Origin of the sequence: Rhodococcus sp. OAS809, from assembly GCF_040546695.1 — a bacterium.
Lineage (GTDB): Bacteria > Actinomycetota > Actinomycetes > Mycobacteriales > Mycobacteriaceae > Rhodococcus_F > Rhodococcus_F qingshengii.
This window is the reverse complement of sequence record NZ_JBEPOI010000002.1, coordinates 1232493-1247158: the sequence shown is the minus strand read 5'-3', so window position 1 is coordinate 1247158 and position 14666 is coordinate 1232493. Positions and strand designations below refer to the sequence as shown.

The 14666-nt window shown below is 62.6% G+C and carries 15 protein-coding genes; 10 read left to right on the top strand and 5 right to left on the bottom strand.

The window, feature by feature from the left end; all coding sequences use genetic code 11:
- The first annotated feature begins 13 nt into the window (after positions 1-13).
- The 6 genes from ABIE52_RS08700 (at position 14) to recX (ending at position 5511) form a co-directional block, all read left to right on the top strand.
- Positions 14-652 carry a TetR/AcrR family transcriptional regulator gene (locus tag ABIE52_RS08700; protein ID WP_192712486.1) on the top strand — a complete coding sequence of 213 codons (639 nt, stop codon included), beginning with the start codon at positions 14-16 and terminating at the stop codon, positions 650-652.
- 2 nt (positions 653-654) lie between these two features.
- Positions 655-2190 (top strand): glycerol-3-phosphate dehydrogenase/oxidase, encoded by a 1536-nt coding sequence (locus ABIE52_RS08695; protein ID WP_064444528.1) that lies wholly within the window; start codon positions 655-657, stop codon positions 2188-2190.
- A gap of 12 nt (positions 2191-2202) precedes the next feature.
- Positions 2203-3366, top strand: coding sequence for a glycosyltransferase (locus ABIE52_RS08690; protein WP_003942199.1), 1164 nt, complete (start codon positions 2203-2205; stop codon positions 3364-3366).
- A gap of 52 nt (positions 3367-3418) precedes the next feature.
- Positions 3419-3613 carry a DUF3046 domain-containing protein gene (locus ABIE52_RS08685; RefSeq protein WP_192712485.1) on the top strand — a complete coding sequence of 65 codons (195 nt, stop codon included), beginning with the start codon at positions 3419-3421 and terminating at the stop codon, positions 3611-3613.
- A gap of 273 nt (positions 3614-3886) precedes the next feature.
- Entirely contained in the window at positions 3887-4924 is a 1038-nt protein-coding gene (recA, locus tag ABIE52_RS08680) for a recombinase RecA (RefSeq protein ID WP_007735170.1), read from the top strand.
- Between the two features lie 8 nt (positions 4925-4932).
- The gene (gene recX, locus ABIE52_RS08675; RefSeq protein WP_054825713.1) at positions 4933-5511 is read left to right on the top strand and encodes a recombination regulator RecX; all 579 of its coding nucleotides are present in this window, start codon (positions 4933-4935) and stop codon (positions 5509-5511) included.
- A gap of 115 nt (positions 5512-5626) precedes the next feature.
- Here recX and ABIE52_RS08670 read toward each other — a convergent pair whose 3' ends face one another.
- From ABIE52_RS08670 to gluA, 4 genes are all read right to left on the bottom strand, one after another.
- Positions 5627-6523 carry an amino acid ABC transporter permease gene (locus ABIE52_RS08670; protein ID WP_007735172.1) on the bottom strand — a complete coding sequence of 299 codons (897 nt, stop codon included), beginning with the start codon at positions 6521-6523 and terminating at the stop codon, positions 5627-5629.
- Positions 6520-7200: an amino acid ABC transporter permease gene (locus tag ABIE52_RS08665; protein WP_003942105.1), complete on the bottom strand. Its 681-nt coding sequence runs from the start codon at positions 7198-7200 to the stop codon at positions 6520-6522. The genes ABIE52_RS08670 and ABIE52_RS08665 overlap by 4 nt, the downstream gene beginning before the upstream one ends.
- 98 nt (positions 7201-7298) lie before the next feature.
- Entirely contained in the window at positions 7299-8129 is an 831-nt protein-coding gene (locus ABIE52_RS08660; RefSeq protein WP_003942146.1) for a glutamate ABC transporter substrate-binding protein, read from the bottom strand.
- 124 nt (positions 8130-8253) lie between these two features.
- Positions 8254-8982, bottom strand: coding sequence for a glutamate ABC transporter ATP-binding protein GluA (gene gluA / locus ABIE52_RS08655; RefSeq protein ID WP_007735175.1), 729 nt, complete (start codon positions 8980-8982; stop codon positions 8254-8256).
- Positions 8983-9213: 231 nt separating this feature from the next.
- Here gluA and miaB point away from each other — a divergent pair, with 231 nt between their 5' ends.
- On the top strand, positions 9214-10761 hold the full coding sequence (gene miaB, locus ABIE52_RS08650) for a tRNA (N6-isopentenyl adenosine(37)-C2)-methylthiotransferase MiaB (RefSeq protein WP_063316727.1): 1548 nt from the start codon (positions 9214-9216) through the stop codon (positions 10759-10761).
- Positions 10758-11348, top strand: coding sequence for an Rv2732c family membrane protein (locus tag ABIE52_RS08645; protein WP_063316728.1), 591 nt, complete (start codon positions 10758-10760; stop codon positions 11346-11348). The genes miaB and ABIE52_RS08645 overlap by 4 nt, the downstream gene beginning before the upstream one ends.
- 94 nt (positions 11349-11442) lie before the next feature.
- Here ABIE52_RS08645 and ABIE52_RS08640 read toward each other — a convergent pair whose 3' ends face one another.
- On the bottom strand, positions 11443-12828 hold the full coding sequence (locus ABIE52_RS08640; RefSeq protein WP_003942193.1) for a DUF349 domain-containing protein: 1386 nt from the start codon (positions 12826-12828) through the stop codon (positions 11443-11445).
- Positions 12829-12967: 139 nt separating this feature from the next.
- Between ABIE52_RS08640 and ABIE52_RS08635 the strand changes: the two genes are divergently transcribed.
- On the top strand, positions 12968-13729 hold the full coding sequence (locus tag ABIE52_RS08635) for a class III extradiol dioxygenase subunit B-like domain-containing protein (RefSeq protein ID WP_192712484.1): 762 nt from the start codon (positions 12968-12970) through the stop codon (positions 13727-13729).
- Complete coding sequence (gene miaA, locus ABIE52_RS08630; RefSeq protein ID WP_192712483.1) at positions 13717-14652, top strand: tRNA (adenosine(37)-N6)-dimethylallyltransferase MiaA; 936 nt, start codon at positions 13717-13719, stop codon at positions 14650-14652. Before ABIE52_RS08635 ends, miaA begins: the two co-directional genes overlap by 13 nt.
- Positions 14653-14666: the final 14 nt, after the last annotated feature.

Below are 14666 nucleotides of genomic sequence, written 5' to 3'. Positions count from 1 at the left end.
TGTGTTACACACGATGGTAATCCGTAACGCAGATGACTCAATTGCCCCTCGCAAGGCAGATGGTCAGCGCATCCCCAGCCGCGAGATCGACGACGTGATTCTCGACGCAGCAAGGTCGTGTGTCCTCGATTTCGGAATGCAGCGAACCACACTTGCCGAGATCTCGCGTCGGGCCGGCGTGAGCCGACCGACGGTCTACCGGCGATGGCCGGACACGCGAGCTGTCGTCGCGGACCTGCTCACCCGGGAGATCCGATCGGTGCTGCCCGAGGTGACCTTCAACGGGTCTGCCGGCACGTTGCTCGTGGAGGCGATCGGTGACGTCGTCGGCCAGATTCGCGACCATCCGCTCTTCGTGAAAATTCGGCAAGCCGATCAAGAATTGCTGACGACCTACATCGTGGACCGGCTCGGCGCGAGCCAGAAGTCGATTCTCGAGCTGATCACATCCGTTGTCGCGGCCGGCCAACAGGATGGTTCGATTCGCGAGGGAAGCGTCAACGAGATCGCGGCGATGGTTCTACTGATGGCTCAGTCCGTCGTCATTTCTGCGCCGACTCTCGAGCCGGAGCTTTCCTCCGATGCGTCGGTCGAGCAACTTCGATATGCGGTCGCTGCTTATCTGACACCCGTCAAGAATTCGGGAGAATAGCTGTGAGCCCCCTAGATTCAGCAGGCAGCGATTCAGCGCTCAACGCACAACGGCGTACTCGTGAACTCGAGCAGTTGGCGAACGGCGATTCGGTCGACGTCCTGGTGATCGGCGGCGGAATCACCGGTGTCGGTGTCGCTCTCGACGCCGTGACTCGTGGGCTCAGTGTTGCGCTGGTCGAAAAGCACGACCTCGCGTTCGGCACCAGCCGCTGGAGTTCGAAACTCGCACACGGCGGCCTTCGGTACCTGGCTTCCGGCAATGTCGGTATAGCGCGTGAAAGTGCGGTCGAGCGCGGCATCCTCATGACGCGCACCGCGCCGCACCTCGTTCGCGCCATGCCTCAACTCGTACCGCTGTTGCCCGAAACGTCGTTCTTCGGGAAGGCCCTGGTGCGTACCGGTTTCCTGGCCGGTGACGCTCTGCGCATGTCGGCGCGAACCCCGGCTTCGGTGCTGCCCAGATCACGGACGGTCAGCGCTGCGCGGGCGCGCGAATTGGCTCCCGCGGTCAAGCAGGAGAACCTACGAGGCGCCTTGACCGCGTTCGACGGGCAGCTCATCGACGACGCCCGCCTCGTCGTCGGTATCGCCAGAACCGCAGCGTCGCACGGCGCGCGAATCCTGACCCGCGTCGGTGCATACGACGTATCCGGAACGTCGGCCACCTTGCGCGACGAGTTGACCGGATCCGAGTTCTTGATGCGTGCCCGCGTCGTGGTCAATGCGACCGGTGTCTGGGCTGATCAGGTCGACTCCAGCATCACCCTGCGCCCCAGCCGCGGGACGCACCTGGTGCTCGATGCAGCGCGATTGGGGAACCCCACGGCAGCGCTGACCGTGCCGATTCCCGGCGAGACCAACCGTTTCGTCTTCGCCCTGCCCGCCCAGCTCGGCCGGATCTACCTCGGGTTGACCGACGAAGCAGCGCCGGGACCGGTGCCAGACGTGCCGTCGGCGTCAGAGGACGAGATCGACTTCCTGCTCGACACCGTGAACACGGCGTTGGAAGTTCCGCTGACCCGTGGGGACGTCTTGGGGACCTTCGCGGGTCTGCGTCCGCTGCTGGACACCGGTGAAGGCTCGACGGCCGACCTCTCGCGCAATCACGCTGTAGTCCGTTCGGACTCGGGCTTGGTCACGGTGGTAGGCGGAAAACTCACGACGTACCGCAAGATGGCCGAAGACGCCGTCGACGCTGCGGTCGAGGTCGGGTCGCTGAGCGCCGGGGCATGTCGGACACGCGCGTTGCCGCTGGTAGGCGCTGCATCACCGGCGGAATTGAAGAAGATCAAGGCACCCGCGTCATTGGTGGCGCGATACGGCACCGAGGCCGAGGTCGTTGCCGCGGCGAGCGGCGATCGTCTCCGGTCGGTTGCGGACTTGGAGATCTGCGGTGCCGAGTTCGATTTCGCGGTGTCGCATGAAGGCGCCCTCGACGTCGACGACGTCCTCGATCGCAGGACGAGAATCGGATTGGTGGCTTCGGATCGCGAACGCGCACTGGGTGCGGCGGAACAGGCCTTTCACTCGGTGTGACACTCTGATCCGGTGCGTGTAGCCGTTGTTGCCGGGCCGGACCCGGGTCATGCTTTTCCCGCAATAGCGTTGTCGCTGGCGTTGATCCAGGCCGGCGACGAACCGATCCTGTACACGGGGACCCGGTGGGTCGAGGCAGCGCGAGCAGCCGGCGTGGAAGCCGAGCCGCTCAAGGGCTTGGCCCCGCGGCCGGGAGACGACGATCTTGATGCAGGCGCTCGGATTCATTCGCGCGCCGCCTATATTTCCACCGAACTGCTTCCCGACCTGAAGTCCGTCTCCCCGGATCTCGTCGTTTCCGACATCCTCACTGCCGGAGGCGGATTGGCAGCCGAAAGACTTGGCATCCCCTGGGTGGAACTCTCGCCTCACCCGCTGTACTCACCTTCACGGGGGTTGCCGCCGATCGGCAGTGGGCTCGCGCCCGGCGTCGGAATTCGTGGTCGACTCCGCGATACCCTGATGCGCGCAGCGACGGGACGTTCGATCAAGCAAGGGTTGGCCCAGCGATCCCAGGCCCGTGTCGGTGTCGGACTGCCCGCTCTGGATCCCGGTCCGCAAGCGCGGCTGATCGCAACACTTCCGGCACTCGAAGTGCCTCGCCCCGACTGGCCGGAGCGCGCTCACGTCGTCGGACCGCTTCTGTGGGAGCCGACCGAGGTGATTCTGGATCCACCGCCAGGTGACGAACCGCTGGTTATGGTGGCGCCCTCCACGGCGCACACCGGCGCAGTGGGAATGTTCGAGGGCACCGTCGAAGGACTCGACGGCGCCGGTGTCAGGCTGATCGCGTCGATGCTCGACGGGGCTGAAGGTCAGCATCCTGATTGGGTTCGTGCAGGTCTCGGACGCCAGGACGCGATGCTGCGTGACGCGTCGGTATTGGTATGCGGCGGCGGGCACGGCATGTTGGCGAAGGCCCTGCTGGCCGGCGTGCCGACGGTCGTCGTTCCCGGGGGCGGGGACCAGTGGGAGTTGGCCAATCGCGCTGCGCGGGCAGGCACGTCGGTGATCGTGCGGCCCGCAGATGCTCAGTCGATTCGCGATGCGGTACTGCAGGTGCTCTCCGACGGACGATTCGCGGAAGCTGCGAAGTCTGCTGCCGCGACTGCGTCGCAGGTCATCGATCCAGTGGCGGTGTGCCGACAGGTGGTCAACGGTGGTGTGACGGCGTGAGCACGTTGCGCCTGAATGCAGGTGCACCGCTCTGTGGACTACGGTGGCGGCTGTGCGGTTGACCGAATTTCATGAAATGGTGCGCGAAGAGTTCGGGCAGGTACGAGGCGACTCGATGCTGATCGACCATGTACTCCAGAGTCTCGACGGAATGACTGCCGCGGAGGCCGTCGAAGCAGGCCGGGAGCCTCGCGAGGTGTGGCGTGCGCTCTGTGTGGAGTTCGACGTACCACCCGCCCGCCGCTGATTCTTCGGCGTGTCGAACGTCTCCCATCTTCTGTTCGAACACGTGTTCGTCTATGCTGAAGCTGTTCGGTGGTGACGCTCCTTTCGTAACTGCGAACTTTCGGTTATCGACAAAGCACAGTGATCGACAAGCGCTAAAGCAAGATCGAAAAGTCTGTCGGTGGCCGGATCTACTCTGATCGCAACACACCAACAGGGTCGGCTCAGGCAGGCGCTGAAGAGACGGAGTCTGCTCAGGCAGGCACTGAAGACTGAAACAAGGATGGGGATCACGATGGCACCACAGGCACCTGATCGGGACAAGGCACTCGACCTCGCGTTGGCGCAGATCGACAAGAACTTCGGCAAGGGTTCGGTGATGCGCCTGGGTGAGGGTGTCCGCCAGCCCATCGCCGTCATTCCCACCGGTTCCATCGCGCTCGACGTCGCGCTGGGTATCGGCGGACTGCCGCGTGGCCGCGTCATCGAGATCTACGGCCCGGAGTCCTCGGGTAAGACCACCGTGGCACTGCACGCAGTTGCCAATGCTCAGGCCAACGGCGGCATCGCGGCGTTCATCGACGCGGAGCACGCACTCGATCCCGACTATGCAGCCAAGCTGGGCGTCGATACCGATGCACTCCTGGTCTCGCAGCCCGATACGGGTGAGCAGGCCCTCGAAATCACCGACATGCTGATCCGTTCAGGCGCCCTCGACATCGTCGTGATCGACTCCGTGGCCGCTCTTGTTCCTCGCGCCGAGATCGAAGGCGAGATGGGTGACAGCCACGTCGGTTTGCAGGCTCGACTGATGAGCCAGGCGCTGCGCAAGATCACCGGTGCCATGAACAACTCGGGCACCACCGTCATCTTCATCAACCAGCTTCGCGAGAAGATCGGTGTGATGTTCGGTTCTCCCGAAACCACCACCGGTGGTAAGGCACTGAAGTTCTACGCTTCGGTCCGCCTCGACATCCGTCGTATCGAAACTCTCAAGGACGGTACCGACGCAGTGGGTAACCGCACTCGCGTCAAGGTCGTCAAGAACAAGGTCGCGCCGCCGTTCAAGCAGGCCGAGTTCGACATTCTCTACGGCCAGGGCATCAGCAAGGAAGGCTCGCTCATCGACATGGGTGTCGAGCACGGGTTCATCCGCAAGTCCGGCTCCTGGTACACCTACGAAGGTGACCAGTTGGGTCAGGGCAAGGAAAATGCTCGTAAGTTCTTGCTGGAGAACACCGATATCCGCGACGAGATCGAGAAGAAGATCAAGGAAAAGCTCGGTATCGGTGCTGACGTCACTGCAACCGACGAAGCTCCCGCCGACTTCTGAGTTCAGTCATGAGCTTCGACGACGGTGACAACGGCGAGAATGCTCGTGAAGAGTACGGCGCTCCTCGGCGTCGATCCCGTCAACGATCCGAGAAGCCGTCGCAACGCGCAGAAGGTGGGACGGAGGCGCAGGCCAAAGATGCTTGCCTACGCCTCCTGACCGACCGGGCGCGCAGTCGTTCCGAGCTGGAAACAAAGCTGAGCGGGCGCGGCTTCGAGCCCGAGATCATTGCCAAGGTCCTCGATCGACTCCAAGAAATCGGGTTGATCGACGACGCGGACTTCGCGAACCAATGGGTTCATTCGCGGCACACCTACTCGGGCAAGGGAAAGCGTGCGCTTGCAGTCGAGTTGCGGCTCAAAGGAATCGACCAGGACACCGCTTCCGAAGCGTTGTCACAGATCGATCCGGAAGACGAGCGCGAGCGAGCAGCGGAGCTGGTTCGGCGGAAGCTGAAGAACAAGCCCGTCGATGATCGCGACAAGGTCACGCGTCGACTGGTCTCGATGCTGGCACGCAAAGGATATTCAGCTGGGATGTCGTACGAGGTGGTCAAAGCCGAGATGGCGGCGGTCACCGACTCGTAGCGAAGTGCAGCATTCAGAACAACAGGGCGGGGGTACCACCGAAATTCGGTGGTACCCCCGCCCTGTTGTGTATTCACGCTAACGCGGCTGGATTCGACTCACGGCTCCATCTGATTCACGGCTTGGTCAGGTCCATACCCGGAACCGAAACAGCTGGGTCGGCGGACGGAGCCGCGATGGGGCCCTTGCCCTTTCGCTTCCCGGACCGCAGGCGCTTCTCCACCTTGGTTGCCAGGAAGGTCAGAGCCGAGTTGAGAGCGATCATGATCGCGGCGACCACGATGAGCGCCGGCAGGAAGTTTCCGTAGAAGGTGCCGAGCTGTTGGGCCTGACGCACCAGCTCGACATATCCGATCAGGTAACCGAGGGCGGAGTCCTTCAACGCCACGACCATCTGTGAAATCAGGGCCGGGAGCATGGCGGTAACCGCCTGGGGGAGCAGGATCGTCACCATGATCTGCGTCTTGCGCATACCAAGTGCCTTGGCGGCCTCACTTTGCCCTCGTGGGAGTGAGTTGATTCCGGCACGGACGATCTCGGCGATCACAGAACCGTTGTACAGAGTCAGACCCACGACGACTGCCGCGAGTGCGAGGTACTTGGACTTGAAGACCTCGTATTCGGCGAACACCTGATACGAGAAGATCATCAGAATCAGAACCGGTACTGCTCGGAACAATTCGACGATGACGCCGCAAATCTTCCGAATGATGTTGTGCTCGGAGAGTCGGCCGATACCCAGTGCAGAACCGAGGATGAGCGCGAAGACGATGGACATCGCAGCCGCGATCAGCGTTCCCCGGATGCCGGGTATCAGATACGTTGTCCACGACGTGGATTCGAGGAACGGATCCCACTTCGCTGCTGTCAGCTGGCCCTTTTCGTCGAGTGCGCGGTAGATGACGTAACCGATTGCGACCATGAGTGCAGCGACGACAAGGGACGCGAATCGGTAGAGATTTCGCGCTCTCGGACCTGGCGCGTCGTAGAGGACTGTTGCGCGGTTGCTCATCGTGAAACCTCGAATCGCTTGCTCAGCTTGCCGAAGATCAAGCCCATGGGAAGTGTCAGGATCACGAAACCGACAGCGAAGATTCCACCGACGACAAAGATCGCCGCTTCGTTTTCGATCATCTTCTTCATCAGCGCTGAGGCTTCGGATACGCCGATCACCGCGGCGATGGTCGAGTTCTTGGTCAGTGCGATCAGCACGCTACCCAGCGGTGCTGTGACCGCGCGAAATGCCTGAGGCAGGACGATCAGCCGAAGATTTTGTGCAAACGACAGACCGAGTGATCGGCCCGCTTCGGCCTGGCCGACCGGAACGGTATTGATTCCCGATCGAAGTGACTCACACACGAACGCGGCGGTGTAGACACTGAGGCCGAGTACGGCGAGTCGGAAGTTGTTGTCCACCAGAAAAGTCGGCGAATCCGACTTGGCGAGGTTGACTCCGAGCGTCTGCGAAAGACCGAACAGACAGAACAACAGAATCAGTGTGAGGGGGGTATTGCGGAACACGGTCACGTACGCGGCGCCCAGGAATCGGGCGACCGGGACCGGTGACACGCGCATCGCCGCGATCAGCACACCGATGATGACAGCGCCGATCGCGGAGAAAAATGTCAGCTGGATCGTGGTCCAGAAGGCTTCCAGAAGCTGGTCGCCGTACTTGCTCAGAAGGTTCACTTGCCGTCTCCCCAGATCACGGGATCTCCGTTGGTGGCGTCACGCGCTGCGGCTCCCGAAGTGGGAGCCGCAGCGAGATTGACGGTGAAAAAAGCAGGTCAGTAACGATCAACGGTGGGCGGCGCCGGGATGGGGTAGCCCGAAGCGCCAACGGTGTTGTTGAAGGCTTCTTCCCATGCGCCGGTGGAGATCATCTTCTCGATGGCGTCGTTGATCTTGCCGCGGGTCTCGGAATCGTCCTTGGCCAGGCCGACGCCGTAGTTTTCCGTTGTGAACGGTTCTCCGACGACCTTCAACTGGCCGGGGTACTGTGCGGCAAAACCAGCGAGGATGATGTCATCGGTGGTGACTGCGTCGACAGCGCCGTTGCGCAGTGCTTCGACACAAGCAGAGTAGGTGTCGAACTCCTGAAGTTGGACGTCAGGTACGGAGTCCTTTACCTTCTGAGCCGGAGTGGAGCCAGTCACCGAGCAGAGTTTCTTGCCGCCGCTGAGAGAATCGCGACCGGTGATGTCGGTGTTGTCGGAGCGAACGAGCAGCGATTGGCCGGCGATGAAGTACGGACCGGCAAAGCCGACCTTTTCCTTGCGTGCGTCGGTGATCGAGTAGGTGGCCACAATGTAGTCGACCTCGCCGTTCTGGATCAGGGTCTCGCGTTGGGCTGACGGTGATTCCTTGAAGGTGATTCCTTCGGGCTTCACGCCGAGTTCGTTGGCGATGTACCGGGCTACCTCGACGTCGAAGCCGGAGAAGGTGCCGTCCGGATTGCGCTGACCGAGGCCGGGCTGATCGAACTTGATACCGACGGTGAGCGTTCCGTCGGCAGCACTCTGCGATGCGCTCTTTTCTTCTCCTCCACCACAAGCCGTGGCAGCGAACGCGATAGCCATGATTCCGATTCCGAAACGGACGGAGCGATTGATCTTCATGAAGATCCTCTCAGTTGTCGACATGCAAACGGTGCAGTCGAGATGAACGGTGCAGCCGAGGTGAACGGTGCAGTCGAGCAAGTTGTCTTGTGGACGAGGACAGGACTGTCGGAGGGGACTGTGATCAGTGAGTGAGGATCTTGCCGAGGAAGTCCTTGGCCCGATCCGACTTGGGATGGGTGAAGAACTCTTCGGGCGTGGTGTCTTCGACGACCTGGCCGTCAGCCATGAACAGCACACGATCGCCGGCCTTGCGGGCGAATCCCATCTCGTGCGTGACCACGAGCATGGTCATGCCTTCCTTCGCGAGGGAGGTCATGACGTCGAGGACTTCGTTGACCATCTCGGGGTCGAGAGCGGAGGTGGGCTCGTCGAACAACATCACCTTCGGCTGCATCGCGAGAGCGCGAGCAATGGCGACACGCTGTTGCTGACCGCCGGAAAGCTGCGCCGGGTACTTGTCGGCCTGATTGGCGATACCGACGCGCTCGAGCAATGCCTGCGCGGTCTTCTTGGCTTCGTCCTTTTTTGCCTTGCGGACCTTCATCGGTGCGAGCATGACGTTCTCGAGGATCGTCTTGTGTGCGAACAGGTTGAAGGACTGAAAGACCATCCCGACGTCGGCACGAAGTGCGGCAAGTGCTTTGCCCTCCTCGGGGAGCGTCTTGCCGTCGACGGCGATGGTGCCCGAGTCGATGGGTTCGAGGCGATTGATGGTGCGGCACAGAGTCGACTTACCGGAGCCCGACGGACCAAGGACGATCACCACTTGGCCCTTGGGTACCTCGAGATTGACCTCTTGCAGGACGTGAAGTTCCCCGAAGTGTTTGTTCACCGAGGTCATCGAAATCATGGATGTGGAATCGCCGGAGGTGGTCGGCGTCGTCGCATCGTCGGCTTGGGTCATAAACGAGAACCTTAGGCGTAGTTTGCGTCGACGCCCGTGATTTCGCCATGGTTCTTGCCATATGTAATGGAAATTTTACTGTGACGACGTTTATGTCGCGTTTCGGCTGTTTATCAGGGCGTTATTACACGTCGTAGTGGACGTGAGCTAGGCTGAAGCGTGTCACTGATCGACGAAATGTCCCCTGCACTTCCGGAGCCGACTGCAGTTCCGGAGCCGACTGCGAAGTCTGTTCGCACCTACGAGGTGCGGACGTACGGCTGTCAGATGAACGTCCACGATTCCGAGCGACTGTCCGGTCTGCTCGAGGACGCCGGGTATTCGAAGGCGGAGACCGGAACCGATCCTGATCTTGTCGTCTTCAACACGTGTGCGGTCCGCGAGAACGCGGACAACAAGTTGTACGGCAACCTCAGCCAGCTCGCCCCGAACAAGGAGGCGAACCCCGACATGCAGATCGCGGTCGGCGGGTGCCTGGCGCAGAAGGATCGTGACACCGTCGTCAAGAAGGCGCCGTTCGTCGATGTCGTCTTCGGCACTCACAACATCGGCTCGCTTCCCGCGCTGCTCGACCGTGCGCGTCACAATCAGCGCGCCGAGGTCGAAATCCTCGACGCACTCGAGGCGTTTCCGTCGACACTGCCAGCCAAGCGCGAATCTGCTTATGCAGGTTGGGTTTCCATCTCGGTGGGCTGCAACAACACGTGCACGTTCTGCATCGTTCCGGCCCTGCGTGGCAAGGAAGTAGATCGACGTCCCGGCGACATCCTGGCCGAGGTGCAGGCACTCGTCGACGAGGGTGTCTCGGAAGTGACCCTGCTGGGACAGAACGTCAACGCCTACGGCGTGTCGTTCGCCGATCCGGAGCAACCGCGCGATCGCGGAGCCTTCGCCTCCCTCTTGAAGGCATGTGGACACATCGACGGCCTCGAACGGGTCAGGTTCACATCGCCGCACCCGGCAGAGTTCACCGATGACGTCATCGAAGCTATGGCAACCACTCCCAACGTCTGCCCGCAACTGCACATGCCGTTGCAGTCCGGTTCGGACAAGGTTCTCAAGGCGATGAAGCGCTCGTACCGCAAGTCGAAGTACCTCGGGATCATCGAGAAGGTGCGCGCCGCAATGCCGCACGCCGCCATCACCACGGACATCATCGTCGGGTTCCCGGGGGAGACGGAAGAGGATTTCGAGGAGACGCTGGACGTCGTGCGCAAGGCGCGATTCTCCAACGCCTACACCTTCCAGTACTCCAAGCGCCCGGGCACGCCGGCGGCGGAGATGGCCGATCAACTCCCCAAAGAGGTTGTCCAGGAACGCTACATGCGATTGCTCGCCGTTCAGGAAGAAGTGAACATCGAGGAAAATCGCAAGCTCGTCGGCACCGAGGTCGAACTCTTGGTGGCAGCGGGGGAGGGGCGGAAGAACGCGGCGACTCACCGTCTCAGTGGTCGCGCGCGAGACGGCCGCCTGGTGCATTTCCGCCCCGAGGGAAACCTCGACGGCACAATCCGACCCGGTGACGTGGTGACGGTCGTCGTCACCCACGGAGCCCCTCATCACCTCGTGGCAGATGACGGAGTGCTCACGCACCGTCGGACCCGCGCCGGTGATTCGTTCGAAAAGGGCATCACACCCAAGACCCCGCCCATCGGCGTAGGTCTCGGACTACCGAAGATCGGTGCCCCGGCCCCACAACCCGTTCAGATGGGATGCAACGCATGACCTCGCAACACGAGAACACGACACCACAGCCGGGCGACGACGCCTTCGAGGGCTACCGCAAGGACCTCGACGACGCGGAACGCAAGGTCGCGGGAGAAATTGATCCGGGTGCGCGCGCCATGGTTGTCGCGGTTGCGGTGCTCGTGCTGGTCGGCACCCTTGCACTGCCCCATGCGGGAGTGGCGAACGGCTGGGATGTGCTCGCGTACAACCAGGACGCGGAAAGTGAACGGATTGCACTGTTCTCACGCTTGTTCGTGTGGTTCGTCGTCATCTTCGGCATCGGATTCTCGATGCTCGCGCTGGTCACGCGGCGTTGGAGTCTGGCCTGGGTCGCACTCGCCGGCAGTGCCGTGGCGAGCGCTCTCGGCATGATGGCCGTCTGGTCGCGTCAGACCATTCCCGCCGGTTTCAATGTGGCAGGACCGTCGATCGGGCTGATCATCGGATGGTTTGCCGTCGTGTTCTTGACGTTCCATTGGCTCAAGGTGGTCTGGACACGAACCAACATTCAGCTCGCCGCCGAGGAGCAACGCCGGATCGCTGCGGCCGAAGCCGAGAAGCATCAGGAATGGAACGTCGGCTGACACAGCAGGCCGTCCGTCCAAAGCACAAGACAACGCCGGCTGACTCCTTTCGGAGTGAGCCGGCGTTTTTGTTGTCTTTACAGCTCGTCGTCGATTACTCGTTGACGGCGCTTTCGGCAGCTTCGGCCCACTCACGCCACTGCTTGGCCTGAGCGAGAGCCTTCTCGGCGTCCTTCGTCTTGCCGGCAGCCTGAGCCTTGGCGGCCTGCTCCTCGAACTGGCTCACCCGCTCCTTGAACTGCGCGACCCGGGCAAGTGCTTCCGGATCGGTGCGACGCCACTCGGCGTCGACCGCGTCGCGCACCTTGGTTTCGATGGCCCGGAGCTTCGCTTCGAGTTCCTGCATTCGGTCGCGCGGCACCTTGCCGATCGCGTCCCACTTCTCCTGCAGGTCGCGAAGCGCTGCGCGGGCGTTCTCGAGTCCGTGCGCCGGATCGATGTTCGCATTGGCAGCGAGCAGCTCCTCTTTTGCAACCGCGTTCTGCTCGAATTCGGCATCGCGCTCGGATGCAGCAGCGTTGCGCGCGGCGAAGAACACATCCTGAGCGCCCTTGAAGCGCTTCCACAGGTTGTCGTCGGCCTCGCGCGGTGCGCGGCCGGCAGCCTTCCATTCGCTGAGTAGATCGCGGAATTCCCCGGCGGTCTGTCCCCATTCAGTGGAGGTCGACAGCTTCTCGGCGCGCTCGACCAGTTCTTCCTTCGTCGAACGGGCGCTCGCACGATCCCGGTCGAGTTCGGCGAAGTGGGCTCCACGTCGTCGGTTGAAGGACTCACGAGCCTTCGAGTAACGCTTCCACAGTGCGTCGTCGACCTTGCGGTCGATTCCGCGAATCGTTTTCCACTCGTCGAGAATCTCGCGCAGTCGATCACCCGCGGTCTTCCACTGGGTCGACTCCGAGCCGATCTGCTCGGCCTCGACTGCGAGGGCCTCCTTGCGGGCGGTGCTTGCCGCGCGCGACTGTTCCTTCTCTTCCTTCGCGTGCGCTGCGGCCTCGTCGGAACCGGCAACGATCACGTCGAGTCGGCGAGCCAAAGCGTCGAGGTCACCGATCACTGCAGCGGTCGAGAGGGATTCGGACAGAGCGATGGCGGCAGCCTTGGTCTTCTTGGCGTCTCCGGCGCCCGACGTCAGTCGCGCCTCGAGTAGCGAGACCTCGGTCGCGAGGTCGTCGTAGCGACGACCGAAATGGGCGAGGCCCTCGGTGGCGTCGCCGGCCTGCCACGAACCGATCTGACGTTCACCGTCAGCGGTCTTCACCCAGGCGGTTCCGTCTTCCTCGACGCGTCCGAACTTGCTCGGGTCGCTGGCCGGTGCGGCGGTGACGGCATGCGAGGCTGCTGGTCCGGGGCGAGGTGCTCCGGGGCGGGGCGCACCGGGGCGTGGTCCACCAGGTTTGGGAGCGCCGGGTTTGGGTGCTGCCGGGCTCGGGCTGGCCGAACTGCTGTCGGCGCCGGTGGTGGGTTCACTGTTCTCGGTCATCGGTCCTCGTCTCTGCCGCGCGTCACGGCTGCCTGATCGCATTCCTGGTTCCATTGAACCCGGTACTCACGTTCTCCGACTATTGAATCAGGTAAGAGGGTGTGAGGTCGCCACCTCGGGGTCGACTAGCGTGGCAACTGTGTTGACTTCCGCTGTTCTCGTCCCCTCGGCGCCGTTACTCGTGCCGGAATTGTCCGGTGATTCGGCCGAGTCCGCTCAGGTGCGTGCTGCAGCGACAACCGCCGTGAGCCGGCTCGCTCACGAGGCGGTGCACTGGGTGGGCGTCGGTGTCGGCCCCGAGAATGCAGAACCCGAGAAAGCAGCAGGCGAACTCTGGCGATCGGGCGTCGGACGTGGGCAGATCGGTACGTTCGCTGGATTCGGCGCCGATGTCCGGACGTCACTGGACGCGGATGCGGCAGGCGAACCGATGCCATCTCTCGAACTGTGCGCCCTTGTTGCCGGCTGGCTGCGTGGCCGAACAGACGTGGAGATAACCGTCGACATGCACGTCGTCAGTGCAAAGGCGTCGGCGAATGAATGTCGTGAATTCGGGCAGCAGCTGCGCAAGCAACTCGACAGCGACAACCGACCGCAAGGGCTTCTGATCGTTGCTGACGGTGCGTCCACGCTGACGGCAAAGGCGCCAGGAAGCTTCGACGAGCGCGCCGCGGGTGTGCAGTCGGCCATCGACGACGCCCTGACGGCCGGTGACCCGGAGGCGCTTCTTGCTCTCGATCCCCAGCTCTGCCGGAGTGTCGGAGCCCAGGGGCGCGCGGCGTGGCAGGTCCTGGCCGGTGCCTTTACGGGCTCGTCTCGGTCAGCCCATCCTCGCGCGACGGTCGACTACAGCGATGCGCCGTTCGGCGTCGGTTACCACGTCGGGACGTGGCGGCCGTGAACGTCCCTGAAGAACTTCGCCCGATCGCAGTTGTCGGTCCGACAGCGTCGGGAAAGTCCGATCTCGCGTTGGCACTGGCCGAGGAATTCGGCGGTGAAATCATCAACATCGACGCGATGCAGCTCTATCGCGGCATGGATATCGGGACCGCCAAACTGACGCCGGCCGAGCGTCGCGGGATTCCGCATCACCTGCTCGACGTTCTCGACGTGAAGGAGACCGCCACCGTCGCGCGTTATCAAAGCGACGCGATCGCGATCGCCGAGAATCTGATCGTGGCGGGCAAGGTTCCGGTGATCGTCGGCGGATCCATGATGTACGTCCAGTCTCTACTCGACGAATGGTCCTTTCCGGCAACGGATCCCGAAGTTCGTGCGAAGTGGGAGGCAGTGCTGGCCGACGGTGGGGTCGGTGCGGTGCATACGGCGCTTGTTGCTGCTGATCCGGTAGCGGCGGCGTCGATACTGCCGACGGACGGCCGGCGGATGGTTCGGGCGCTCGAGGTCGTCGAGCTGACAGGTCTGCCGTTCGCGGCCTCGGCGCCGCAGATCGGTGACCCTCGATGGGGAACTCGCATTCTCGGCGTAGATCGGGATACGGAAGAACTCGACGCCCGGATTCGGTTGCGAACCGAGCTGATGTTTTCGGACGGACTTGTCGACGAAGTTGCCGTGCTCGTCGAGCAAGGCTTGCGTGATGGCGTCACCGCGCCGCGAGCCATCGGCTACGCACAGGTGCTCGCACATTTCGACGGTGAATACGATCTGGCCGAAGCACTCGAACGGACGTTCATCGGGACGCGGCGCTACGTTCGCCGCCAACGATCATGGTTCCGTCGTGACGCACGCGTGCACTGGCTCGACGGTGCCGATCCGGAGCTGGCTCGCTCGGCCTTCGCTGCCCTTGCATATCGCGGCCTGTAACACGATCGCCCCGA